This is a genomic window from Mesorhizobium sp. M0106 (assembly GCF_040322715.1).
Taxonomy (GTDB): Bacteria; Pseudomonadota; Alphaproteobacteria; order Rhizobiales; family Rhizobiaceae; genus Mesorhizobium.
Window position 1 is genome coordinate 96,261 of the sequence record NZ_JAMYUA010000017.1, and the last position, 22,015, is coordinate 118,275.

General features: G+C 62.4%; 24 protein-coding genes. 14 read left to right on the plus strand and 10 right to left on the minus strand.

Going from position 1 to position 22,015, the window contains the following annotated elements:
* Window positions 1-137: 137 nt before the first annotated feature.
* Entirely contained in the window at window positions 138-1,085 is a 948-nt protein-coding gene (locus NKJ55_RS18295; protein WP_352451089.1) for a glutaminase, read from the minus strand.
* An 11-nt stretch (window positions 1,086-1,096) separates the two neighbouring features.
* The gene (locus tag NKJ55_RS18300; protein WP_352451090.1) at window positions 1,097-2,245 is read right to left on the minus strand and encodes a pyridoxal phosphate-dependent aminotransferase; all 1,149 of its coding nucleotides are present in this window, start codon (window positions 2,243-2,245) and stop codon (window positions 1,097-1,099) included.
* A gap of 147 nt (window positions 2,246-2,392) precedes the next feature.
* Between NKJ55_RS18300 and NKJ55_RS18305 the strand changes: the two genes are divergently transcribed.
* The 6 genes from NKJ55_RS18305 to aat all read left to right on the plus strand — a co-directional run bounded on the left by NKJ55_RS18305 (window position 2,393) and on the right by aat (window position 7,740).
* Entirely contained in the window at window positions 2,393-3,787 is a 1,395-nt protein-coding gene (locus tag NKJ55_RS18305) for a M48 family metalloprotease (protein WP_352451091.1), read from the plus strand.
* 70 nt (window positions 3,788-3,857) lie between these two features.
* On the plus strand, window positions 3,858-4,661 hold the full coding sequence (locus NKJ55_RS18310) for a DsbA family protein (protein WP_352451092.1): 804 nt from the start codon (window positions 3,858-3,860) through the stop codon (window positions 4,659-4,661).
* 163 nt (window positions 4,662-4,824) lie between these two features.
* Window positions 4,825-5,259: a type II 3-dehydroquinate dehydratase gene (gene aroQ / locus NKJ55_RS18315; protein WP_031211260.1), complete on the plus strand. Its 435-nt coding sequence runs from the start codon at window positions 4,825-4,827 to the stop codon at window positions 5,257-5,259.
* Window positions 5,260-5,285: 26 nt separating this feature from the next.
* Window positions 5,286-5,744 carry an acetyl-CoA carboxylase biotin carboxyl carrier protein gene (gene accB / locus NKJ55_RS18320; protein ID WP_352451093.1) on the plus strand — a complete coding sequence of 153 codons (459 nt, stop codon included), beginning with the start codon at window positions 5,286-5,288 and terminating at the stop codon, window positions 5,742-5,744.
* Between the two features lie 19 nt (window positions 5,745-5,763).
* Window positions 5,764-7,107: an acetyl-CoA carboxylase biotin carboxylase subunit gene (gene accC, locus NKJ55_RS18325; protein ID WP_352451094.1), complete on the plus strand. Its 1,344-nt coding sequence runs from the start codon at window positions 5,764-5,766 to the stop codon at window positions 7,105-7,107.
* A gap of 15 nt (window positions 7,108-7,122) precedes the next feature.
* Window positions 7,123-7,740 (plus strand): leucyl/phenylalanyl-tRNA--protein transferase, encoded by a 618-nt coding sequence (aat, locus tag NKJ55_RS18330; protein WP_023674821.1) that lies wholly within the window; start codon window positions 7,123-7,125, stop codon window positions 7,738-7,740.
* Window positions 7,741-7,821: 81 nt separating this feature from the next.
* Here aat and NKJ55_RS18335 read toward each other — a convergent pair whose 3' ends face one another.
* The 3 genes from NKJ55_RS18335 to NKJ55_RS18345 all read right to left on the minus strand — a co-directional run bounded on the left by NKJ55_RS18335 (window position 7,822) and on the right by NKJ55_RS18345 (window position 9,332).
* Complete coding sequence (locus tag NKJ55_RS18335; RefSeq protein WP_352451122.1) at window positions 7,822-8,190, minus strand: hypothetical protein; 369 nt, start codon at window positions 8,188-8,190, stop codon at window positions 7,822-7,824.
* A gap of 88 nt (window positions 8,191-8,278) precedes the next feature.
* Window positions 8,279-8,761, minus strand: coding sequence for a DUF2155 domain-containing protein (locus tag NKJ55_RS18340; protein WP_352451095.1), 483 nt, complete (start codon window positions 8,759-8,761; stop codon window positions 8,279-8,281).
* A 172-nt stretch (window positions 8,762-8,933) separates the two neighbouring features.
* Window positions 8,934-9,332 (minus strand): NADH:ubiquinone oxidoreductase subunit NDUFA12, encoded by a 399-nt coding sequence (locus NKJ55_RS18345; RefSeq protein WP_023674818.1) that lies wholly within the window; start codon window positions 9,330-9,332, stop codon window positions 8,934-8,936.
* A 255-nt stretch (window positions 9,333-9,587) separates the two neighbouring features.
* Here NKJ55_RS18345 and NKJ55_RS18350 point away from each other — a divergent pair, with 255 nt between their 5' ends.
* The 5 genes from NKJ55_RS18350 to NKJ55_RS18370 all read left to right on the plus strand — a co-directional run bounded on the left by NKJ55_RS18350 (window position 9,588) and on the right by NKJ55_RS18370 (window position 14,603).
* Window positions 9,588-10,748 (plus strand): helix-turn-helix transcriptional regulator, encoded by a 1,161-nt coding sequence (locus NKJ55_RS18350; RefSeq protein WP_352451096.1) that lies wholly within the window; start codon window positions 9,588-9,590, stop codon window positions 10,746-10,748.
* A gap of 208 nt (window positions 10,749-10,956) precedes the next feature.
* On the plus strand, window positions 10,957-12,357 hold the full coding sequence (locus NKJ55_RS18355) for an ArnT family glycosyltransferase (RefSeq protein ID WP_352451097.1): 1,401 nt from the start codon (window positions 10,957-10,959) through the stop codon (window positions 12,355-12,357).
* A gap of 94 nt (window positions 12,358-12,451) precedes the next feature.
* The gene (locus NKJ55_RS18360) at window positions 12,452-12,751 is read left to right on the plus strand and encodes a hypothetical protein (protein WP_352451098.1); all 300 of its coding nucleotides are present in this window, start codon (window positions 12,452-12,454) and stop codon (window positions 12,749-12,751) included.
* Window positions 12,752-12,897: 146 nt separating this feature from the next.
* Window positions 12,898-14,109, plus strand: a complete 1,212-nt coding sequence (locus tag NKJ55_RS18365; RefSeq protein ID WP_352451099.1) for a hypothetical protein — start codon at window positions 12,898-12,900, stop codon at window positions 14,107-14,109.
* Window positions 14,110-14,261: 152 nt separating this feature from the next.
* Window positions 14,262-14,603 (plus strand): hypothetical protein, encoded by a 342-nt coding sequence (locus NKJ55_RS18370; RefSeq protein WP_352451100.1) that lies wholly within the window; start codon window positions 14,262-14,264, stop codon window positions 14,601-14,603.
* Window positions 14,604-14,619: 16 nt separating this feature from the next.
* Here the strand turns inward: NKJ55_RS18370 and NKJ55_RS18375 are convergent, their stop codons facing one another.
* From NKJ55_RS18375 to NKJ55_RS18390, 4 genes are all read right to left on the minus strand, one after another.
* Entirely contained in the window at window positions 14,620-15,108 is a 489-nt protein-coding gene (locus tag NKJ55_RS18375; RefSeq protein ID WP_352451123.1) for a GNAT family N-acetyltransferase, read from the minus strand.
* A gap of 1 nt (window position 15,109) precedes the next feature.
* A complete protein-coding gene (gatB, locus tag NKJ55_RS18380; RefSeq protein ID WP_352451101.1) occupies window positions 15,110-16,609 on the minus strand; it encodes an Asp-tRNA(Asn)/Glu-tRNA(Gln) amidotransferase subunit GatB in 1,500 nt (499 codons plus the stop codon).
* Between the two features lie 188 nt (window positions 16,610-16,797).
* Window positions 16,798-17,229 (minus strand): CBS domain-containing protein, encoded by a 432-nt coding sequence (locus NKJ55_RS18385; RefSeq protein ID WP_352451102.1) that lies wholly within the window; start codon window positions 17,227-17,229, stop codon window positions 16,798-16,800.
* 100 nt (window positions 17,230-17,329) lie between these two features.
* Window positions 17,330-18,100 (minus strand): rhomboid family intramembrane serine protease, encoded by a 771-nt coding sequence (locus NKJ55_RS18390; RefSeq protein ID WP_352451103.1) that lies wholly within the window; start codon window positions 18,098-18,100, stop codon window positions 17,330-17,332.
* A 392-nt stretch (window positions 18,101-18,492) separates the two neighbouring features.
* On the opposite strand from NKJ55_RS18390, the gene NKJ55_RS18395 reads away from it, so the two are divergent.
* The 3 genes from NKJ55_RS18395 (at window position 18,493) to NKJ55_RS18405 (ending at window position 20,727) form a co-directional block, all read left to right on the plus strand.
* The gene (locus NKJ55_RS18395; RefSeq protein WP_352451104.1) at window positions 18,493-19,131 is read left to right on the plus strand and encodes a PAS domain-containing protein; all 639 of its coding nucleotides are present in this window, start codon (window positions 18,493-18,495) and stop codon (window positions 19,129-19,131) included.
* 117 nt (window positions 19,132-19,248) lie between these two features.
* Window positions 19,249-19,866: a PilZ domain-containing protein gene (locus NKJ55_RS18400; protein WP_352451105.1), complete on the plus strand. Its 618-nt coding sequence runs from the start codon at window positions 19,249-19,251 to the stop codon at window positions 19,864-19,866.
* A 261-nt stretch (window positions 19,867-20,127) separates the two neighbouring features.
* Complete coding sequence (locus NKJ55_RS18405; RefSeq protein WP_352451124.1) at window positions 20,128-20,727, plus strand: transglutaminase-like cysteine peptidase; 600 nt, start codon at window positions 20,128-20,130, stop codon at window positions 20,725-20,727.
* 301 nt (window positions 20,728-21,028) lie between these two features.
* Here the strand turns inward: NKJ55_RS18405 and NKJ55_RS18410 are convergent, their stop codons facing one another.
* Window positions 21,029-21,925, minus strand: coding sequence for a LysR family transcriptional regulator (locus NKJ55_RS18410; protein WP_352451106.1), 897 nt, complete (start codon window positions 21,923-21,925; stop codon window positions 21,029-21,031).
* Window positions 21,926-22,015 lie beyond the last annotated feature (90 nt).

The window sequence follows — 22,015 nt, forward strand, 5'->3', positions numbered from 1 at the left end:
GCGGGATTTTTTGTCCCAATTCGAGGCGACAGGCACCAGAGCGGAATGCATTCAAATTGAATGGGGCATTCCGCTCTAACTGTTTGTTTTGCCGCATTTGTGCGGACGCCAAATGATTCCATTTGGCTGCAAAATGCTTATGGCGCGAAGATCGACCAGTTCATCGTCTTCGCCAGTTTTTCCAACGCGATCGAGCCCAGCCTGGAATTGCCGTTGGCATTAAGGCCAGGGGACCAGACGGCAAGCGAGGCGACGCCCGGCACGATCCCCAATATGCCGCCGCCAACGCCGCTCTTGCCGGGAATGCCGACGCGGAAAGCGAAGTCGCCGGAGCCGTCATAGTGGCCGCAGGTCAGCATCATCGCGCCGATGCGGCGGGCGCGCTCTGCCGAGACGACGGAATGCCCGGTCGCCGGGTTCTTGCCGCCATTGGCAAGGAAGCGGCCGGCCAGGGCCAGTTGCCGGCAACTCATGGCGATAGCGCAATGGTGGAAATAGACGCCCAGCGCCAGTTCCGGCGCGTGATTGAGATTACCGAACGATTTCATGTAATTGGCAAGCGCGAAATTGCGAAAGCCGGTGGCGCGTTCGGACGCCGCGACCTCGCGGTCGATGATGATGGTGTCGTCATCGGCCAGGAACTGGATGAAGCGCAGGATCTCGCCGATCGCCTCGCGCGGCTGATGGCCGGCAAGCAGGATGTCGGAGACGACGATGGCGCCGGCATTGATGAATGGATTGCGCGGAATGCCGTTCTCGTGCTCGAGCTGGACGATCGAGTTGAACGGATTGCCCGAAGGTTCGCGCCCAACCCGCTGCCACAGCGCGTCGCCGACATTGCCGAGCGCCAGCGTCAGCGTGAACACCTTTGAGATGCTCTGGATCGAAAACGCCTCGTCGGCGTCGCCCGCGGTCAGCACGCGGCCGTCATTGGTCACCGCGGAAATGCCGAATTTTTTCGAATCGATCTTGCCGAGCTGGGGAATATAGCTGGCGACGTCGCCGCGATCGGTACGCTCCGCCATTTCGGCGGCGACCTCGCGCAACGCCTGTTCAAGTTGAGGCGCCTGTTCAAGCTCCGGCATCGTCGCCCCCGCTACTTCAGCCAGCGTTCGATACGCGCCATCGCCTCGACCATGTCGTCGTGGCTGCCGGCATAGGAAAAGCGCATCGTGCGATGGCCTTGCAGCGGGTCGAAATCGCGGCCCGGCGTCGCCGCCACGTGCGCCTCGGCAAGCATCCGGCGCGCAAACGCCATGCTGTCATTGGTGTGCCTGGTGACGTCGCAGAAGGCGTAGAACGCGCCGTCCATAGGCGCGGCCAAAGCAAAGCCGAGCTCCGGCAGGCGTTGCATCAGGAGCTCGCGGTTCCAGGCATAGCGCGCCTTCACCGCTTCCAGCTCTGGCGTCGCCTTGAACGCCTCGATCGCGGCAATCTGGGACAGTTCGGGCGGCGAGATGTAGAGGCTCTGGGCGATGCGCTCGACCGGCCGCACCAGTTCCTGCGGCAGCACCATCCAGCCGATGCGCCAGCCGGTCATGCAATAATATTTCGAGAAGGAATTGATCACCGTCACATCCGCCGCGAAAGCAAGCGCCGTCGTGTCGGGCGCCGCATAGGCCAGCCGGTGATAGATTTCGTCCGAGATGACGGCGATGCCGAGCTCTTGCGCCGTTTTGACCAGCGCCTCGAGATCGCCGGCGGGAATGACCGCGCCGGTCGGGTTGGCCGGGCTGGCGAACAGCACGCCCTTCAGCGGTTTTTCACGATGCGCGGCTTGCAGGTGCTCGGCATGCAGATAGGCGGCGCCGTCCAACTCGATCTCGGCGATGTCGATGTCGAGCGCGGCCATGATGTTGCGATAGGCAGGATAGCCGGGCGCTGCGATGGCGACGCGGTCGCCTGGATCGAACATTGCCAGGAAAGCGAGGTTGAAGGCAGCCGACGATCCGGTGGTGACGGCTATCCGCTCGGGCGAAACGTCAAGCCCGTAGTGCTCGCCATAATGCGCCGCGATCGCCTTGCGCAGACCGGCGAGGCCCAGCGCGTCGGTATAGCCGATGCGGCCTGCTTTCAAGGCATTGGCCGCCGCTTCGCGAACCCCGGCCGGCGCCGGATCGGAAGGCTGGCCGACGGCCATAGAAACGACCGGCAGGCCCTTGGCTTTCAGCCGATTCGCCTCGGCCAGGATGTCCATGGCATGGAACGGTTCGACCGCGCCGCGGCGCGAAAGCGAAACAACCATTTTTCAATCCACCACACTTGTCCGCACGTGCCGGCCATATGCTGGCCGCGCCGCACAAATGCCCGATTGGTGTGGGGATCACAAGTTCGGTAAGTTTAGGCTGCCGACTTTTCATCCTTCGCCCACTCGTCTACCAGTGGACCTGCCATGTTGAGCGGACCCAAATCGACGATCGCCAGGACAGCGCGCGCCCTCGCGACGCTTTCGCTTGCCGCGGTGGTCGCCTTGGCCGGCTCGGTCAATGCCTTTGCGCAGAATGTGCCGGTTGTGCGCGATGCCGAGATCGAGGCGCTGGTGCGCGATTTTGCGCGGCCGATCTTCAAGGCGGCGGGCTTGTCGGGCGACGCCATCAACATCGTGCTGGTCAACGACCAGAGCTTCAACGCCTTTGTTGCCGGCCGCCGCCTGTTCATCAACACCGGCGCGCTGATGACGGCCGAAACGCCCAACGAGATCATTGGCGTCATTGCCCACGAGGCCGGCCATATCGCCGGCGGACACCAGCAGAAATTGCGAGAACAGCTCGAGCGCGCCAAGACGATGGCGATCCTGGCGACGCTGCTTGGCGCCGGCGCCATGGTGGCCGGCGCCACCAGCAACAGCCGCGGTCTCGCCGGCGCCGGCATGGGCGTGGTGGCCGGCGGCGGCGAGATGGCGCAACGCAGTATCCTCGCTTATCAGCGCACCGAAGAGATGACCGCCGACCGTTCGGCGATCACCTATCTCAATGCAACCGGCCAGTCCGGCATGGGCATGCTGAAGACGTTTGGCCGCTTCCAGAACGCATTGTCGCTCTCGGGCGCGCAAGTCGATCCCTACAGGATCAGCCATCCGATGCCGCAGGAGCGTATCGCCAATCTCGAAGTGCTGGTGAAGCAGAGCCCTTACGTCGACAAGGTGGACCCGCCGGCACTGCAGCAGCGCCACGACATGATGCGCATAAAGATCGCCGCCTACATGCAGGGCCAGGCGGCGGCGTCGCGATTGATGCGCAAGAACCCCGGCAGCGTCGCCTCACGCTATGGCGACGCGCAGATGACCTATCTGTTCGGCAATCTGGCGTCGGCGCTCACCAAGACCAACGCGTTGATCAAGGAACAGCCGAAAAATCCCTATTTCCAGGAATTACGCGGCGACATCCTGATGAAGGCGAACCGGCCGAAGGATGCGGCGGACGCCTATGCCAAGTCGGTCAGCCTCGATCCGGCGCGATCGGGGCTGCTGCCGGTCTCTTACGGCCAGGCGCTGATGGCGATCGGCACGCAGGATTCGCTGAAGAAGGCGGTGGCGCAGATCAACACCGGCCTCGGACGGGATCGCGAAAACGCCGCCGGATACCGCTATCTGGCACAGGCTTACGGGGAACTCGGCAACATCCCGGCCGCCGAGCTTGCAACCGCCGAAGGGCATTTCTATTCCGGCGACTACAAGAATGCGAAAATCTTCGCCATGCGGGCGCAGCAGAGCATGAAGCGGGGCGAGCCGGGCTGGCTTCGCGCGCAGGACATTATAAACTACGCACCATCAGGTAAGAAGAAGTGAACCTTTCGGACGCAGGCTGCGACACAGCCAAACCGGGCGGACCCGAACACAGGCAAGAGGATCGAGGATCATGACCAAGGCAATTCTGCTGGGCACTACCGGAGTGGCAGCGGCTCTCGCCATGCTGGCGTTCGGCTTCGTCGCCGGCAATCCGCAGACGGCGAAGGCCGGCACGGCACAGCTTGCCCAGACGACGTCCTCAGGTACCAAGCTCGACCGTGCCGAAGTCGAAGGCATCGTCCGCGACTATCTGCTGAAGAACCCGGAAGTGCTTCTGGAGGCCCAGCAGGCACTCGAGGCCAAGCAGAAGGAAGAACAGCGCGTCGCCAGTCTCGGCGTCATCAAAGACGCCAAGGACCAGATCTTCAATTCCTCATTCGACGGTGTTGTCGGCAATCCGAACGGCAAGGTCACCATCGTCGAATTCTATGATTATAATTGCGGCTACTGCAAACGCGCCATCGACGACATGCGCGCGCTGACCAAGGCCGATCCGGACCTGCGCTTCGTACTCAAGGAGTTCCCGATCCTCGGCCCGGATTCGCAGAAGGCGAGCGTCGTCTCGATGGCCTTCCATCTGATGAAGCCGGAGAAATACGGCGAATTCCACAATGCGCTGCTCGGCGGCCAGGGGCGCGCCACCGAGGCGGCGGCGATCAAGGTGGCGCTGTCGCTCGGCGCCGACGAGGCGGCGCTGCGCGAAAAGATGAAGGACCCGAGCATCACCGAGGCCTTCTCCAAGACCTATGACCTCGCCACCAAGCTCGCCATTACCGGAACGCCGTCCTATGTCGTCGGCAACGAGGTGGTGTTCGGCGCGCTTGGCCAGGAAGTGCTGGCCGAAAAGATCGAGGCGGCGAAGGCCGCGCTCTGATCGGCATTCGGGTTTCGATTAGGCTGCGGGTTTCCGGCACGGGCCGTTTTCCGGCTGTTGTGGACGGCGAAAGAACGCACTTGCGCTCTTTTCGCCAGCGTCTATGCCCATTATAGAGGGTCCGGCGCGCCGGCTTAGCCGCGCCGGGAAAGGTCGGCATTTTTTGAAAACGGTTTTCGTCCTGAACGGCCCCAATCTCAACGCGCTCGGCAAGCGCGAGCCGGGCATCTATGGCGGCAAGACGCTTGCCGCGATCGCCGACGACTGCAAGCAGGCAGGTGCCGCACTTGGGCTGGAGATCGATTTCCGCCAGTCGAACCATGAGGGCGACCTCGTCGACTGGATCCAGGAGGCCGCCGACAAGGCCGCCGCGATCGTCATCAATCCGGGCGCCTACGGCCATACCTCGATCGCCATTCACGATGCCATCCGCGCCGTCGCGCCGCTGCCGGTCGCTGAGGTGCATCTCTCCAACATCCACGCGCGGGAACCATTCCGCCACGTCTCCATGGTCGCGCCGGTCGCCGTCGGCATGATCTGCGGGTTCGGGCCGCTCGGCTACACGCTGGCGCTGCAGGCGCTGGCTGCACGCCTATGACCGGCCAACAAACAGAAGGCTCGAAAATGTCGATAAAGAAGAACGGTGTTGACCAGCAGCTGATCCGCGATCTGGCGGGCATACTGAACGACACCAACCTGACCGAGATCGAGGTCGAGCTGGGCGATCTGAAGGTGCGCGTCTCGCGGCAGGCGCCGGCCGTCCATGCCGTCGCCGCAGCTCAGCCGGCCTATGCCCCGGCAGCCGCGCAGCCCGCGGCAGCGGCCGCCCCGGCGACGCCCGACTTGTCAAAGAACGCCGTCGCCTCGCCAATGGTCGGCACCGCCTATCTGGCACCGTCGCCCGACGCCAGGCCGTTCATCGAAATCGGCCAGAAGGTCAAGGAAGGCCAGACGCTGCTGATCATCGAAGCAATGAAGACGATGAACCAGATCCCCTCGCCGCGCGCCGGCACGGTGACGGCGATCCTGTTTGAAGATGCGCAGCCGGTCGAATATGGCATGCCGCTCGTCGTGATCGAGTAGAGCCGGGAACAGGCGAAAGATGTTCCAGAAAATCCTCATCGCCAATCGCGGCGAAATCGCCCTCAGGGTGCTGCGCGCCTGCAAGGAGCTCGGCATCCAGACGGTGGTGGTGCATTCGACCGCCGACGCCGACGCCATGCACGTGCGTCTCGCCGACGAGAGCGTCTGCATCGGCCCGCCGCCGTCGCGCGACAGCTATCTCAACATCCACCAGATCGTCGCCGCCTGCGAGATCACCGGCGCCGACGCGGTGCATCCCGGCTACGGTTTCCTGTCGGAGAACGCCAAGTTCGCCGACATCCTCGCCGCGCACAACATCACCTTCATCGGTCCGACCGGCGACCATATCCGCATCATGGGTGACAAGATCGAGGCCAAGCGTACCGCAAAACGCCTCGGCATTCCCGTGGTGCCCGGCTCCGACGGCGCGGTCACCGAGGACAAGGAAGCCAAGCGCATTGCCGCCGTGATCGGCTACCCCGTAATCATCAAGGCGTCGGCCGGCGGCGGCGGGCGCGGCATGAAAGTGGCGCGTAGCGAGGCCGATCTCGAGGTGGCGCTGCAGACGGCACGCTCGGAGGCGGGTGCGGCCTTCGGCGACGACGCAGTCTATATCGAGAAATATCTGCAGAAGCCGCGCCATATCGAAGTGCAGGTGTTCGGCGACGGCGCCGGGCGCGGCGTGCATTTCGGCGAGCGCGACTGCTCGCTGCAGCGTCGCCACCAGAAGGTCTGGGAAGAAGCGCCCTCGCCGGCGCTCAATGCCGAGGAGCGCGCGCATATTGGCGGCGTCTGCGCCAGGGCGATCGCCGATCTCGGCTATTCCGGCGCCGGCACCATCGAATTCCTCTATGAGGACGGCGAGTTCTATTTCATCGAGATGAACACGCGCCTGCAGGTCGAACATCCGGTGACCGAGGCGATTACCGGCATCGACCTCGTGCACGAGCAGATCCGCGTCGCCTCGGGCGGCGGACTTTCGGTGCGCCAGGAGGACATCCGCTTCCACGGCCATGCCATCGAATGCCGCATCAATGCCGAGGATCCGCGCACCTTCACCCCCTCGCCGGGCACCATCACCCATTTCCACACGCCGGGCGGCCTCGGCATCCGTGTCGATTCCGGCGTCTATTCCGGCTATAAGATCCCGCCCTACTACGACAGCCTGATCGGCAAGCTGATCGTGCATGGCCGCAACCGCGTCGAATGCATGATGCGGCTGCGGCGCGCGCTCGACGAATTCGTGGTCGACGGCATCAAGACGACGCTGCCACTGTTTCGCGACCTCGTTGGCAACGCCGACATCGCCAATGGCGACTACGATATCCACTGGCTGGAAAAATACCTGGCCGAAGGCGAGTGATACAGGGGCGAAGCGATGACCCGTCCCTACGCACCCGGTTATCGCATCCCGACCGACCTTTTGCTCAAAGCCTATGCCTCCGGCGTCTTCCCGATGGCCGAAAGCGCCAATGACCCCGAAGTATTCTGGGTGCGGCCGGAGACGCGCGGCATCATTCCGCTCGACGGGTTCCACATACCGAAAAGCCTGAGAAAGACGATCCGCAAGAACCTGTTCGAGTTCCGCATCGATTTCGACTTCGAGGCGACGATCGAGGCCTGTGCCGAAAGGCGCGAGGAACGTCGGTCGACCTGGATCAACGCGCCGATCCGCGAAGCCTATATCGAACTGCATCGGATGGGCCATTGCCATTCGGTCGAGGCCTGGCACAACGACCGATTGGTCGGGGGGCTCTACGGCGTATCGCTCGGCCGCGTGTTCTTCGGCGAGAGCATGTTCGCCAGGGAGACCGACGCGTCAAAGGCCTGCCTGGTTCACCTCGTCGAACGCCTGAAGGCGCGTGGCTTTGCACTGCTCGATACGCAGTTCACCACCGAGCATCTCAAACGCTTCGGTGCAATCGACGTGCCGCGCGGCAAGTACGAGAAGATGCTGGCCGAGGCGCTGAAGGGCGAGGCCGTGTTTTTTCCATAACCTGGAATGGTTCATCGTTTCACAGAAACGCAATTCCGGACGGAAAGCCGTTCACATTTCCTGGAATGCTCTTGCGGCCGGTCAGCCTTTTGCTGCCGTCACCAGCGGCGTCTGTGCGTGGAACATCATCTTCCAGCCATTGACGCGGTGGACATAGCCGGTGCTGACCAGCGCCGCATAGGCTTCGCCACCTTGCCGCGTCGCACGCGCCTCGTAGGTCAGCATGACGATGTCGCTGCCCGGCTCGATGATGCCCTTGAGGTCGATGTCGAGATCGCGCCAGCGGTTCGGGTCCGTGGCAGTTGCGGCCAGATCGGTATTGCTCATCACCCGCGCCATCTGCGGGAAGGCCACCAGGCAGTCGGTATCGGCATTGGCCTTGAAATAGTCGGCACCGCCGCTCCAGAATCCCCTTTCGATGTCGAGAAGTTCGTTCTTGTTGGCCATCATCATGGCAACCTCCTCCGTAGAGAGGCACCAACGCTCGGGCAACGCGGCGGTTCCGCAGGGCGCGGTATCCGCCGCGCACTGACAGATTCTAGTTGGTTTTGGGGGCGGCGGGTGCCGGCACGTCGGACTTCTGCTTGCAGCCCTTCAGCCAGATATCATAGACGGCATGCTCGACGGCGTTGATCCCGGGGCTTTCGGCAAACATCCAGCCGGTGAAGATACGGCGTATCTTCCGGTCGAGCGTAATCTCGTCGACCTCGACGAACGAATCCGTCTTCGGCTCTTCGTTTTCGGGCCGCGAATAGCAGATGCGCGGCGTCACCTGCAAAGCGCCGAACTGCACCGTCTCGTCGATATAAACATCGAAGGTGATGATACGGCCGGTGATCTTGTCGATGCCGGCGAATTCAGCGACGGGATTGGTGATGCGCTCGGACACTGCCGGTGCTGCAGGCGCCACCGACGCGTCCGGCGCAGGCGGCGCCAATTCCTGCGCAGCAGCGAGCGCCACCATAGAAGCGAGAACGACCGCGGTTAATCCGCCCGTCAAAATTCGGCTGAACATGCTCATTCAAGGTCCGGTGGTTTGCGCCCGGGGTGATTCTCTTAACGCCAAGGCTAGTTGCTGCTGTCGGATCAGCAAACAGCTAAACAGCAATTGTGGCGACAAAGGACCGCCCTCGTGGGGACCGCCCTCGTGGGGACCGCCCCCGTGGGGACCGCGCGCGTGTCGCGGCGATCGATCACGAACCAGGCGTCCAGGCGTCGTAGTCGCCCGTCACCTGCGGACGATGCTGGTTGGTCAGCACCGAGCCTTTCGGGCGATAGGCCGCGGGGCTGCCGGTGAGGTTCGGCACATGCGGCTTTTGCCAGTCGCGTGGCTTGTAGTCTTCGCTTGGCGGCGCAACGTCGACACGATGATGGATCCAGCCATGCCAGCCGGGCGGAATCGCCGAGGCTTCCGAATAGTCGCGGTAGATGACCCAGCGACGGGTGCGGCCTTCCGAATCGACGCCGCCCTCATAATAGACGTTGCCGACCTCGTCCTGCCCGACCTTCTTGCCATGCCGCCAGGTGTGGAAGCGCGTTCCCAATGTCTGGCTGTTCCACCAGGTGAAAAACTGCAGAAGGAAAGTTTTCATGCAAATCCTCGTGGCAAGTCCTTGTGGCAAGTCCTCGCGGCGGCTGCGGCGCCTGTTCCTGCTTATGGCGTCACGGCATTGCGAAGGCAAGGGTCTTGCCGCAACCGGCAAGCAAATGGCTGACGGGAAAGCGAAACGATGATGTTATTTTCGCGGCCGTCCGAAGCAGATGAAATAGGTTGTTGGCAACCTTACGCAGCGTTATTCTAGCAGTTGATGCTTCGTTGCCTCAAGGACGGCAAATGAGAGGGGCTCATGTCATCGCTGGCGGGCACGGCCGGTCGCGCGTTGCCGCAGGTCGTTGAGGCGATCTACGATTCGATTGCCGACGTCGACCGCTGGCAGGCGACACTCGAGGCCATCTGCAATCTGGCGGAAGGCCAGCTTGCCATGCTCGCCGTCATCGACACGATCGCCAGCTCCGCGCGGTTTTCGGTGTCCTGCGGCGATCCCGCAGTTCTTGAGCCATTGAAGCATGACTACGGCTCGCAAGTGCCGTTCTATGCGGCGGTTCCCAAGATGGAGATCGACGTGCCGTTCACCGTCGATTCGATCTACGCCCTGCAAGGCCCGGATACCCGGCAGAGATGGCTCGAAAGCCGCATCGTGCGCGAATGGGTGCAACCCAACCGCCTGGACGATTTCTTCTGGGTGGCGTTGATGAGGCGGCCGACCCGGATCGGCACGTTGATGGTGGTGACCGACAAGGACAGGCGCCAGATTTCCCGCGAGGATATCGAGCTTGTCTGCCTGTTGGCACCGCATGTGCGGCGCGCGGTGACCATCGGCGACCTGTTCGAGGCCGAGCGGCGCAAGGCCGAAATCTTCCGCTCCATCATCGAAAGCCTCGACCATCCGGTGCTGATCGTCGCCGAAGACATGACCATCATCTTCGCCAACCCGTCAGCCGAAGCGCTGCTCGCCGAAAATATCTCGGTCGCTTGCGTGCGCGGACAGCTTTCCTTCACCTATGCCAAAGCCAACGCCGCGATCGGCCGTGCCGTCCAGCTCGGCACGCGCGACGAATTCGCGCTCGGACCTTGCGGCATCAACATTCCCCTGGCCAGGACGGTCGTTCCGGCGGTGGCCCATGTCATGCCGCTGGCGCGGCGTGAAATCTCGGCGCGCATCTCGCAGCGCGCCGCTGCAGCGATCTTCATCGCGGCGGCCGGTTCGGCACCAATCCCGGCGCTGGACGCCATTGCGGCCCTGTTCGGATTGACCGCGGCAGAAAGGCGCGTCGCCGGTCACGTTGCCGCCGGCCTGACGCGAAAGGAGATCGCCGCGGCCGGCGGCGTCTCGGACGGCACCGTCAAGTCGCAGCTGGCGACGATCTTCGACAAGACCGGTACAGGCGATCAGCGCGAGCTCGAACTGTTGATGCGCGAATTGTCGCCACCCTTGCGCTCCAGTTGATTTTGCTCAGGTTCCCCGGACCGGCAGCGGTCCAAAAGACTCGGCCGGCAAGTTTTTCAAGCCCTTGAGACCATCGTCCGCAAAATCTGCGAAACGAAACCGGCATCGTTGCAATTCGGCCAAAATCATGGTGCGGTCGTTCGCGGTCCAGAAACGCGGCACTATGCTCGGCTGGAATGAAAATGGTTTCTGGCGCGGATCTCGATCTTTGACACCGACATCTACCGAGCGGCTGCTCCCCTACCTCTTTCTGCTTGGGCTGATCGTCATCGCGGTCGCTTTCCGGCCACTGCTGCCCGTCGACGAAACGCGATATCTCAGCGTCACCTGGGAAATGTATCTGAGCGGACAGATCTTCGTCCCGACGATGAATTTCGCGCCCTATCTGCAGAAGCCGCCACTGCTGTTTTGGCTTATCGACCTTGTCTGGAATATTTTCGGCGCCAGCCGGCCGGCGGCGATGCTGGTCATCTTCGCCGCCTCCTCGCTCGTCATCTGGCTGACGACGGCGTTGGCAAAGACCCTGTTTCCGGGCCGCGACGACATCGCGCGGCGCATCCCCTGGCTGGTTGCCGGAAGCAGCGTGTTCGTCATCTATTCGACGCTGATCCTGTTCGACCTGTTGCTGACGGTCTTTGTGCTCGCCGCGCTGTTGTCGTTGATTGCCTTTGCCCGCAGCGGCAACCGCTGGCAGGCCGTTCTGGCCGGGCTGTTCATCGGCATGGGCGTGCTGACGAAAGGCCCGGTGGTGCTGATCTATATCGGCGCGCCCATCCTGTTCTACCCGTTCTGGCGCGACCGGCGGGCGGGACTGACGACACCGAACTTCCTCGCTGGAGTGGGCCTGGCCCTGCTCGCCGCACTAATTCCGGTGGCGATCTGGTTGGTGCCGGCGACCATCCTGACAAAAGGCAATTTCGTTTATGATCTCGTCTGGAACCAGTCGGCGGGGCGCGTCACCGGCAATTTGCGCAATTCGCACGGCCGGCCGTTCTATTTCTATCTGCTGCTGCTGCCGGTCATGTTCATACCGTGGATCTTCATACCCGAGTTGTGGCGGTTGAAGCTGCGCACGCGGATACGCAGCCTGATCGACGCGAAGTCGCCGGATCTGCGCGCTTTGCGCCTGCTGTCATTCTCGTTCGTTGCCGTGTTTCTGGTGTTCAGCGCGATATCCGGCAAGCAGCCTCATTATGTCGTGCCGATGTTGCCGTTCGTGGTCATCCTGTTCGGCTATTTCATGGCGGAGATCCCGCTCGCCAGGCTGAAGAGCTCGGCCATCGTCATGCTTGTCATTTTCGGCATCGGCCACGCGGTGGCATCGGCAACCGCGTTCAAACGCTATGATCTGACGCCGCTCGCCAACTTCATCGACGAGCGAAAGGATGCGGACTGGGCCGTGGCTTTCGACTATCAAGGCGAAGTCGGCTTCCTGGCCCGGTTGCAAAAGCCATTCGAAAGCACCGACAAACCGGAAGAATGGCTTGGCTCGCATCCCAGCGGCTATGTCATCGACAAGGTTTCCAAGGATCCCGGCACTGCAGGGCAAATCGCGTTCCGGCTTCGCGTCGAACGCGGCTATCTCGTCGTGCTGAAGGGACAGCATTGACGGTCGTCACCGGTATGCGAGTTCGTCCCCCGCGCGGGAGATGAAGGCGTTGCTGCTTCGTGGTTCCATCGCTCGATAGAACCGGGAGGTATTCATGCGCAAGCTCATCTCGACGACGCTTTTTGCCTTATCGCTCGCTGTGGCCGGCCTTGCCGCCGATCCGGCATGGAGCTTCAAATGTCAGTCCGGAACGATTGGGCAAGGCAGTTGCTCCTGCTCCGGGACCGCCGACTGCACCGATATGCGGCATTCCAAAATGTGCAAGGGCGACCTGAACTGCGGTTCGGGCAAATGCTCCTGCACGGCCGCATTGGTAGTCGACCCCGGCCCGAAAACCCCCAAGCCCAAGGTCATCGCGCCGAAGGCGACAACCAAAGGCGTCGTGAAGCAGTAGATATCCAATCCGAAAGGACGGCGGCTCGACGTCGCTGGGCCGGCCCGATGTTTCGCGGTTCATCCCCCGTGCGGGCGATGAACCGCCATCGAACAAATGCTGCTGTCTAGCCGGAGGGTGGTTTCCAACGACAGAGCGAGGATACCATGTTGAAAACCTGCACGATGCTGTTCTTCTGCCTGATGGCGGCCACCGCGGCCGCCCAGCCGCCGCCTTCGGGGCCGCCGGTTCCCAGTGCGGCACTTGCCCCATGCAACGCCACACAATCGAACAAGCCCTGCAAAGCCGAACTCGGCGTGTTCCTGATCACCAACACCGTCCGCAACCTGGCGCAAGCCAAGGTCGACGCCACCAACGCACAGCTGGCCGCCCAGGGACGATCGTCACGCGCATCGATCGAATCGCTGAAGCAATGGCGGCCGTCGCGCTTTGCGACGCAGATGCTGAACCAGCCGAACAGCTGGTTTGTCAAAGTTCCTTACATCCTGACCATCAAAGTCTCGATCCCGGTGACCTCCGACCGCCACATCGGCATTCCCATAGACGTCAACGTCTTCTGCAGCGGCTGGCAGACCGATTCCAGCCAGGTCATCATCCGCTCGCAACCCGGCCCGGCGAGCTTCGAGGGCGGCAACATCCTCGAAGACGTTTTCAACGTCGGCAACTACATCGACGCTCAGGTACGCAGCTCGTTTTCGGCACCCCTGCCGGTGACGACGCCGGTTCCAAATTCGAAATGCTCGGCAATAGACGGCTCCGATGCCGGCACGCAGGCCACCGGCGATGATCTCATCTTCTGGACGGTGCCGCGGCGCAACCTGGTGGTGACGGACGCCATAGCCAAGCCGACGGTTGAAGTGACCTTCGACAGCCTCACACGCCTGCCAGCCCGCGACTTCCACAACAATGTCGTCTATGCGGAATCCGAGGCCATAAACCTCAACGTCTATGCCAATGAGGACGGCGTTCAGAAAGCCCTGACGATGCGCGAAGGCGACGTGGCTGCGCTGAACCTTCCCGTACTCAGGCTCGACGCGCGAAAATACGATTCGCTGGTCGTCATCGGCAATGTCGACCAGCCGCCGAACGATCCCAGAGACAGCGCCTTCGCGGTAGCGGCCAAGACTGCGGGATTCGGTGCCGGTTCCAAGATCATGCAGATCCCGAAGTGGTATTCGAGGCCTCCGGACCAGTTCAATCACAAACCTACATGGGTCAGAGTTCCGGGCTATGAGCTGCACTATACGGTACGCTATCTCAACAGCGGCGGGCTGGCCGTCGACGGTGAAGCCAGTACGGTCCGGCCCCCAAAAGTCGCCGTTCCGATAAAGACGCCCATCAAGCCGAAAACGCCCTGACGCGGCCGCTCGCGGATGACGGCGGCGGTTCAGACCGCTGCCGCCATCCCCCGCGCGGCAGATGCGGCAGCCCCGGCTTCATGGCCTGATCTTGCGGGAACAAATTGCGCCGCTGCGCCACGAGCGAGCGGCGCCATCGATGGAGACAAACGATGCTGCACCTTCCCCTCACCATGCCCGCCGTCAGGATCATTGCGGCAATCTCGCTGCTTGCCTTCCCGAACTTCCTGCCGCCGGTCACGAGCCCGGCGAACGCGCTGCCGGTCAGCCAATCCTGCCGGATCACCACGTATTACAAGACTGCGGCAAAGGCGACGGAGGTTGGCGTGCGCTCGACGTGCCAGGGCGTCAAAAAATGGGGCGTCACCTCGAAATATTACGAGGTGGAAAAAATCGAAGCCGCCACGCCCCCGCACACGTCGGGTGGAGGCGGCAGCCTGCCGTGCGAGTTTCTCGCTGCCGGCTGCTCCAACCTGCCCGTGAAACGCAACTGAGCGCCAGGCGAACGAGCTAGCCGATCGCCTTCTCCAAAACCAGCGCCGGCAATCCCGAGGCGCCGCCGCAATCGGCCGTGTTGCCGGCGGGCAAGAACCCTCGCGAGCGGTAAAAGGCGACGGCCGGAGCATTTGCTTCCTCGACCTCGACGCGCAGCGTCCGGGCCTCCGGAAAGCTGGCCTCGATTTCGTCCAGCAGCGCCTGGCCGATGCCTTGCCTCTGCCAGGCCGGATGCACGTAAAGCTGGTTCAGCATGACGATCCTGGCATCCGTGGTGGCGGCCGCGAAAGCCATGCCGCCGATGGTTTTGCCGTCGTCGGCGACCAGGAACTCCGAGTTCGGCCGCGTCAGCCGTGCCTTGAGCGCGGCGATCGAATGCCATTCATCGGTGATTTCGGTAACCCGCGCCGCGCCGTAGATGGCGTCATAGGTGGCATGCCACGTCTCGACCAGCAATGCGCGCACCGCCGCCAGATCGCGCTCGCCGGCGGTGCGGACAAAGATCCTACTCGATCCCGAGCTTGGCCTTGACCAGCTCATTGACCGCCTGCGGATTGGCCTTGCCGCCGGTCGCCTTCATCACCTGGCCGACGAACCAGCCGGACATGGTCGGCTTGGCGCGCGCCTGCTCGACCTTGTCCGGGTTGGCCGCGATCACCTCGTCGACCGCCTTTTCGATGGCGCCGGTATCGGTGACCTGCTTCATGCCGCGGCTTTCGACCAGCTGACGCGGATCGCCGCCCTCGTTCCAGACGATCTCGAATAGATCCTTGGCGATCTTGCCGGAGATGGTGCCTTCCTTGATCAGGTCGATGACCGCGCCAAGCTGGTCGGGTGAAACAGGAGCGTTTTCAATGTCCTTGCCGGCTCTGTTCAACGCACCCAGCAAATCGTTGATGACCCAGTTGGCGGCAAGCTTGCCATCGCGACCAGCGGCCACCTTCTCGAAATAGTCGGCGACCGCCTTTTCCGATACCAGGATCGAGGCGTCGTAGGTCGACAGGCCGAGCGAGGTGATCAGCCGCGCCTTTTTGGCGTCGGGAAGTTCCGGCAGGTCCTTTGCCAACTCGTCGACATAGGCCTGGTCGAATTCCAGCGGCAGAAGGTCGGGATCGGGGAAATAGCGGTAGTCGTGCGCTTCTTCCTTGGAACGCATCGAGCGCGTTTCGCCCTTGTTGGGGTCGAACAGCCGCGTTTCCTGGTCGATCTTGCCGCCGTCCTCGAGGATGGCGATCTGGCGGCGCGCCTCGTAGTCGATGGCCTGGCCGATGAAACGGATGGAGTTGACGTTCTTGATCTCGCAGCGCGTGCCGAATTCACCGCCGGGCCGGCGTACCGAGACGTTGACGTCGGCGCGCAGCGAGCCTTCGTCCATATTGCCGTCGCACGTGCCGAGGTAGCGCACGATGGTGCGCAGCTTGGTGACATAGGCCTTGGCTTCATCGGCGGAGCGCATATCCGGCTTCGAAACGATCTCCATCAGCGCCACACCGGAGCGGTTGAGATCGACATAGGACATCGTCGCATGCTGGTCGTGCATCGACTTGCCGGCGTCCTGCTCCAGGTGCAGGCGCTGGATGCCGACCTCGATGTCCTCGAATTCGCCCTGCCGGTCCGGGCCGACCGAGACGATCACCTTCCCCTCGCCGACGATCGGCTGCTTGAACTGCGAGATCTGGTAGCCCTGCGGCAGGTCGGGATAGAAATAGTTTTTCCTGTCGAAGACCGATTTGTGGTTGATCTCGGCCTTTAGGCCCAGCCCGGTGCGGATCGCCTGCTTGACGCATTCCTCGTTGATGACCGGCAGCATGCCGGGCATCGCCGCGTCGACCAGGCTGACATTGGCGTTGGGCGCGGCGCCGAAAATGGTCGAGGCGCCGGAAAACAGCTTTGCCTGAGAGGTCACCTGCGCGTGGACCTCGAGGCCGATGATGATCTCCCAGTCGCCGGTGGCGCCGGGAACCAGGCGCTTGGCGTCGGGCGTGCGGGTGTCGATAATGCTCATAAGGGCCTGCATATTGAAATTGCGGATATGCGAGAACGCATATTTTGATGTGCAACTTCGCTAGTGCAAACCGCCAAAAGAGACAAGCGCAAAGCCGCAGGCGCCGACGCGGCACAGGCCCGCACCTGCCGCGACGAACTGCGATAGCAGCTTGAAAATCGACCTGTCGGCAACCCGGCCGCCGTCACCTATGCCGTGGCGATGTAGGCCCTGATCTCCTCGGCCTCGCGCTCGACATCCTCGATGCGGCGCTTGACCACGTCGCCGATCGACACGATGCCGTCGAGCAGCCCGTTCTTTTCCACCGGCAGATGGCGGAAGCGGCCCTTGGTCATGATCTCCATGACCTCGTTGACGGTGTGGTTCTCATTGCAGATCTTCACCTTGGGCGTCATCGCCGAGCGGATGGCAAGGTCGAGCGCCGCCGCCCCCTCCTTGGCGAGAACCCGCACCACATCGCGCTCGGAAAGAATGCCGACGATCTTGTGATCGCCGTTGGTGATGACCAGCGCGCCGATCCTGTGTTCGGAAAGCATGCGGATGGCTTCGCTGAGCTTTTCGTTCGGCCCGAGCGTCACCACGCCGTGGCCTTTTGCCTCGAGAATTGCCTTAACAGTCATGGCGTCCTCCTCTGCATTTCCTGCCGGCTCCTGCCCTGGCCGGCTTTCCCTGGGATGAACATGGTGCGCCGCGATCGGTTGCTTTTCAAGTGCGGCGGTCTCAGGTCTCCGGCTCGTCCGCCTGCCGGGGCACCTGCTCTCGTCGATCAAAAAACCGCAGGCCGAAGAAGCCGGCAAGAAAGCCGCCAATATGGGCTTCCCAGGCGATCTGGCCGTCAATGCCAGGCGCCAGGCCGAAGAGGCCGGTCGCGAGGTTGATCACCATCCACATGGCGAGAAAGGTGACGACGCCGCGCGAGCGCAGCACCGCCGCCATCGGCAAAGGCCGGCCGGCGAAGGCGGCCTTGCCCGACGAGCGGTCGATGCGGAAGCCGTAGCGTGCCGCCGCGCCCATCATGCCGGAAATCGCGCCGGAGGCGCCGACCAGCGGCGCCTCGCCAAGCGGGTGCATGGCCCAGAACAGCGCCACCGCCGCCAGTCCGGTCGCGGCGAAGAACAGGCTGAAGCGCAGGGCGCCGAAGCGGTTGGCCAACGGTGAGCCGAAGGCCGCGAGCCACACCATGTTGATGGCAAGATGGGCAAAGCCGCCATGCAGGAAGGCATATGTAAAGGGCCGAGAAAACAGGAACCAGTCGAAGCCGTATTGGCCAGTGTAGAGAACAGGAATGAAGGCCCCGTCGTACAATAGTGTCAGCTGCTGGTCTTGGCTAAGCACATACTGCTGCATCAGAAAGACGACGACGCAGATGGCGATCACCGCCAGCACCACGGGCGGCAGGTTGAACACCGGCTCGCGGCGCTGCTCCGGTTCGCGGGCGACAGGCCCACCCTGGCCCTGCTCGATCTCCGGTGGGCTTTCTGGGTCGCTCATATGGCTTGCACTCAGTCGCTGGATTGGACTTGGCGAGCATGTAGATCACGGCCAACCGAATCACAAACGGCGAATCAGCAGCCCCGAATCAAAAAAGAAGCCGTCCAAGGTTTCCCTTGAACGGCTGGTCGAGCCCCCTTGCTCCCCCTGAACTCTTGACTGAAGTGCTGCCGATCGTCGCAAAACGACCGCTTCTGGAGTGGTTTTGGTGTGCCACAGGGCTGGCAGGCGCGCAACGTAAACCAGTTGTTAACCTTAACCGCCCCGACCCGTGAACAAGTATTAACGATGCTGGCACGCATCCTGCTCCGCAACGCATGTAGGTCTTCGGAGGGCGCCCTTCTGTTCACCGATGGGACATCAGAAGACAGAATGCGCGGAGCAGCATTAGCATGAACCAGACCGGATCGATCACGCTGTTCCATTATTGGAACCGGTTGCGTGACGGACGCCCTGCCCCGAAGCGCTCGGAAGTCGAACCGGCCGATATCAAGTCGCTGCTGGCCGACACGTTCATCCTGGAAAAGGACACGCGCGGCGAAGCGGTGTTCCGGCTCGCCGGCACCAGGCTCTGCGCGGTCTATGGCCGCGAACTCAAGGGGTTTTCATTCCCTTCGCTGTGGCGCGAGAAGGACCAGCGACTGATTTCGAAGCTGACCGATGGCGTCTTCGACCTGAAATCGGTGATGCTCATCACCTATGAGGGTTTCAGCCGCAACGGCCGGTCCAACAGGTTCGAGCTGCTCGCGCTGCCGCTCGACGGCGGTGTCGAGAGCCCGCGCTGCCTCGGCGTGATAAGCGCCGTCGAAAAACCTTTCTGGCTGGGTGCCGACCCGGTTCTCGACGCCTTGATCGATTCGATCCGTGTCGTCGATCCCGACAAGGAGCCGATGTTCCCGGGGAACCGGCCGGCGATAGAGGTTCCCTCGCTCGCCCCGTCGGAATTCGACCCGCCCGAGACGATTTCGGCGCTCGGCCAGGCCCGCCGCATCCGTCACCTGGTCGTCTTCGACGGCGGACGCGAGGAATGATGCCCAAAGCTTAAAGCAACAGCGCCGGGCTTTGCCCTTTGTTAACCTGCTTTGTTGTAGTTTTCCGCTGAAATTCCCCGCATCCATGCGCGGAATGCCGAACGGGGTATGGCAGTGATGAGGTCAGCGGCGGTCGACCATGCGCCGTCCCAAGCTGAAAGGCGTAACTTTCAGCGCGTCCGCGTGAAAATTTACGGACGTTTCATGCTGGAAGACCGCACCGAACATCCCTGCCAGGTGGTCGACATGTCGCCCGGCAACGTTGCGTTGCGCACCGAGCGCACCGGCCTGGCTGGCGAAAAGGTCATTGCCTATATCGATCACATCGGCCGCATCGAAGGCGTCATCACCCGCACTTTGCAGGATGGCTTTGCGATGACCGTCATCGCGTCGGAGCGCAAGAGGGACAAGCTCGCCGCGCAACTGACCTGGCTTGCCAACAAGCACGAGCTCGACCTGCCGGAAGACCGCCGCCATGAACGCGTCGCACCGCGCAACCCGACGAGCGTGATGCAGCTTGCCGACGGACGGCAGTACCAGTGCCGCATCATCGACCTGTCGCTGTCGGGCGCGGCGATCGAGATCGACGTCAAGCCGGCCATCGGCGTCCAGGTGATGCTGGGCACCATGCGCGGCCAGATAGTGCGGCATTTCGAAGATGGCGTCGCCATCGAGTTCGCCGTCATCCAGCGGCCGGAAACGCTCGATACCGAATTCAGCTCATCGCGCGGCTGACGCGGAAGCGTTAGCACTATCGGGAAGAGAGGCTGGCGATCCTTCGCGCCCCCTCTGTCCCGCCATCCCAGCTGTTCGAACGGTGCGACGAAGCATGGGAACATGGCCGGCTGGAATCCTTAAACAATTCTATATTCAATTGCGTCAAATTTTATGTTTATTCTATTGGCGTTTTACTTAATGTCTACTTCGCGCTTTTGCGTCAAATAAATCCAGCCGTGTCATTGTCTCCTCAAACGGGGAGACTGAATAATGAACAGGATGAGGGGCAAGCTGTTGCTGGCGGCAATAGCGATGCAGCTTTTCGGTTGGGGGACTGTAAACGCGGCGGAGCCGGCCTTCATGCACACCGGCGGCCGCACCACGCAGCCGGTCGGACACTACGAATTGTGTCAGCAGCTTCCGCAGGAATGCAATCAGAGGACGCCTGGCCGGGCACCCGTCGAGCTGACCCGCAAGCTGTGGGCGACGATCGTCAAGATCAACAATTCGGTCAACAGCAGGGTCGCGCCGCGCACCGACATGGAAATGTGGGGCAAGGAGGAAGTCTGGTCCTTTCCCAATAGCGGCTTCGGCGACTGCGAGGACTATGCGCTGGAAAAGCGCCGCGAGCTGATGAGCATCGGCGTGCCGGCCGGCGATCTGCTGATGACGGTGGTGCGCCAGCGCAATGGCGACGGCCATGCGGTGCTGACCGTGCGCACCAGCCTTGGCGAGTTCATCCTCGACAATCTCCAGCCCAAGGTGCTGTCCTGGACCAATACCGGCTACACCTACCTGAAGCGCCAGTCCGAGCGGAATTCCGGCGCCTGGGTGACGATCAACGACGGCCGCTCCGACGCGGTCGCCAGCGTCCGCTGAGGACGCCAATGCATGTCGCCCAAAAGCGCGTAGCGGTTTTGGGATAACGACATGCATAAAACAGAGGTTAAGTGCGTCGCATGACTTCGCGCTTTAGGAGAAACCCGGTCGAGTCCCCACCCTCCCCGTCCCCAACGACCGGGTTTAAGGAGCCGGCCCCGTCCCCGGGCCGGCTCCACCATTTCCGGCGGAACACATCTCGATAAAGTTATCTCGGCTTTGCCTCCAACTGCGCTTCGTCATCCAAGCTGTCTCACGATCGTTTGTGGGATACGAGCTGCCGTTTGCCGTCGAAATGCTGTTACTTGCCCCTGATACGGAACGCGTCGACAAAGGCGGAAAACGCCGGAGAGGGATGGCGCCGGCTTGGATAGTACAGGTGGTAACCCTGGAACGTCGGGCACCATTTGGTGAGGACTTCCTGGAGAAGGCCACTCTCAATGTGTGGAAGGACGAGTTCGCGCGGCAGATAGGCCAAGCCCACTCCGTCAAGCGCAGCCTGGATCGCCGGCCCCATGTTGTTAAGCGTCAGTTGCCCCTCGACCCGAGCACTGAACTCGCGCGCTCCTTCCCGCAATTCCCAGGCATAGACCGATCCTGACGTCGGCAGCCGGTAGTTGATGCAGTTATGGTCGGTCAGTTCCTGCGGCGTCTCCGGCGGTATCCGGTGGGCGAAGTAATGGGATGAGCCGACCACAGTGTAGGTCACGTCGGCTCCGATGCGCACGGCTACCATATCCCGGGCAATGGACTCGCCCAGACGCACGCCGGCATCGAACTGGCGCTCGACGATGTTGGTGAAGGCGTTGTCGACGACCAACTCGACATTGATATCGGGGAAGTCGCTCAGGAACTTTGGCAGCCGGGCGCGGAAGACAATGTCGACCGAATCGTCGGTGCACACCAGGCGAATGTTGCCGGACGGCCTGTCGCGAAGGACGCCGAGAGCGCTGACCTCAGCCGCGATGCCTTCGAAATGCGGTTCGATGCCTTCCTTAAGGCGTTGACCGGCCGCCGTCGGGGCCACGTCGCGCGTGGTGCGAGACAGAAGACGGACGCCAAGCCGCGACTCCAGCGACTTGATGGTGTGGCTAAGGGCCGAAGGAGTGACCCCGAGCTTGGCGGCTGCTCGGGTGAAGCTCCGCGTCCGGGTGATCTCCAGGAACGCGCGCATTTCGGCGAACTCGTCGCGTGGCATTGATGAGCCTCATTCACAACCACATCAAAATTATACCCGCTAGTCGCATTTAGCCAGCCCGACTACTTAGTTCGGGAACGGACAGGAGAC

Excerpts from the sequence above, each read along its gene's own strand:
- NKJ55_RS18300 (WP_352451090.1), bottom strand. The coding sequence starts at position 2,245 with ATGGTTGTTTCGCTTTCGCGCCGCGGCGCGGTCGAACCGTTCCATGCC.
- NKJ55_RS18400 (WP_352451105.1), top strand. The coding sequence starts at position 19,249 with ATGAGGTCAGCGGCGGTCGACCATGCGCCGTCCCAAGCTGAAAGGCGT.
- NKJ55_RS18410 (WP_352451106.1), bottom strand. The coding sequence starts at position 21,925 with ATGCCACGCGACGAGTTCGCCGAAATGCGCGCGTTCCTGGAGATCACC.
- accC (WP_352451094.1), top strand. The coding sequence starts at position 5,764 with ATGTTCCAGAAAATCCTCATCGCCAATCGCGGCGAAATCGCCCTCAGG.
- NKJ55_RS18390 (WP_352451103.1), bottom strand. The coding sequence starts at position 18,100 with ATGAGCGACCCAGAAAGCCCACCGGAGATCGAGCAGGGCCAGGGTGGG.
- NKJ55_RS18395 (WP_352451104.1), top strand. The coding sequence starts at position 18,493 with ATGAACCAGACCGGATCGATCACGCTGTTCCATTATTGGAACCGGTTG.
- NKJ55_RS18370 (WP_352451100.1), top strand. The coding sequence starts at position 14,262 with ATGCTGCACCTTCCCCTCACCATGCCCGCCGTCAGGATCATTGCGGCA.
- NKJ55_RS18305 (WP_352451091.1), top strand. The coding sequence starts at position 2,393 with ATGTTGAGCGGACCCAAATCGACGATCGCCAGGACAGCGCGCGCCCTC.
- NKJ55_RS18335 (WP_352451122.1), bottom strand. The coding sequence starts at position 8,190 with ATGATGGCCAACAAGAACGAACTTCTCGACATCGAAAGGGGATTCTGG.
- NKJ55_RS18350 (WP_352451096.1), top strand. The coding sequence starts at position 9,588 with ATGTCATCGCTGGCGGGCACGGCCGGTCGCGCGTTGCCGCAGGTCGTT.
- accB (WP_352451093.1), top strand. The coding sequence starts at position 5,286 with ATGTCGATAAAGAAGAACGGTGTTGACCAGCAGCTGATCCGCGATCTG.
- NKJ55_RS18360 (WP_352451098.1), top strand. The coding sequence starts at position 12,452 with ATGCGCAAGCTCATCTCGACGACGCTTTTTGCCTTATCGCTCGCTGTG.
- NKJ55_RS18310 (WP_352451092.1), top strand. The coding sequence starts at position 3,858 with ATGACCAAGGCAATTCTGCTGGGCACTACCGGAGTGGCAGCGGCTCTC.
- gatB (WP_352451101.1), bottom strand. The coding sequence starts at position 16,609 with ATGAGCATTATCGACACCCGCACGCCCGACGCCAAGCGCCTGGTTCCC.
- NKJ55_RS18385 (WP_352451102.1), bottom strand. The coding sequence starts at position 17,229 with ATGACTGTTAAGGCAATTCTCGAGGCAAAAGGCCACGGCGTGGTGACG.
- NKJ55_RS18405 (WP_352451124.1), top strand. The coding sequence starts at position 20,128 with ATGAGGGGCAAGCTGTTGCTGGCGGCAATAGCGATGCAGCTTTTCGGT.
- NKJ55_RS18345 (WP_023674818.1), bottom strand. The coding sequence starts at position 9,332 with ATGAAAACTTTCCTTCTGCAGTTTTTCACCTGGTGGAACAGCCAGACA.
- NKJ55_RS18340 (WP_352451095.1), bottom strand. The coding sequence starts at position 8,761 with ATGAGCATGTTCAGCCGAATTTTGACGGGCGGATTAACCGCGGTCGTT.
- aat (WP_023674821.1), top strand. The coding sequence starts at position 7,123 with ATGACCCGTCCCTACGCACCCGGTTATCGCATCCCGACCGACCTTTTG.
- NKJ55_RS18295 (WP_352451089.1), bottom strand. The coding sequence starts at position 1,085 with ATGCCGGAGCTTGAACAGGCGCCTCAACTTGAACAGGCGTTGCGCGAG.
- NKJ55_RS18365 (WP_352451099.1), top strand. The coding sequence starts at position 12,898 with ATGTTGAAAACCTGCACGATGCTGTTCTTCTGCCTGATGGCGGCCACC.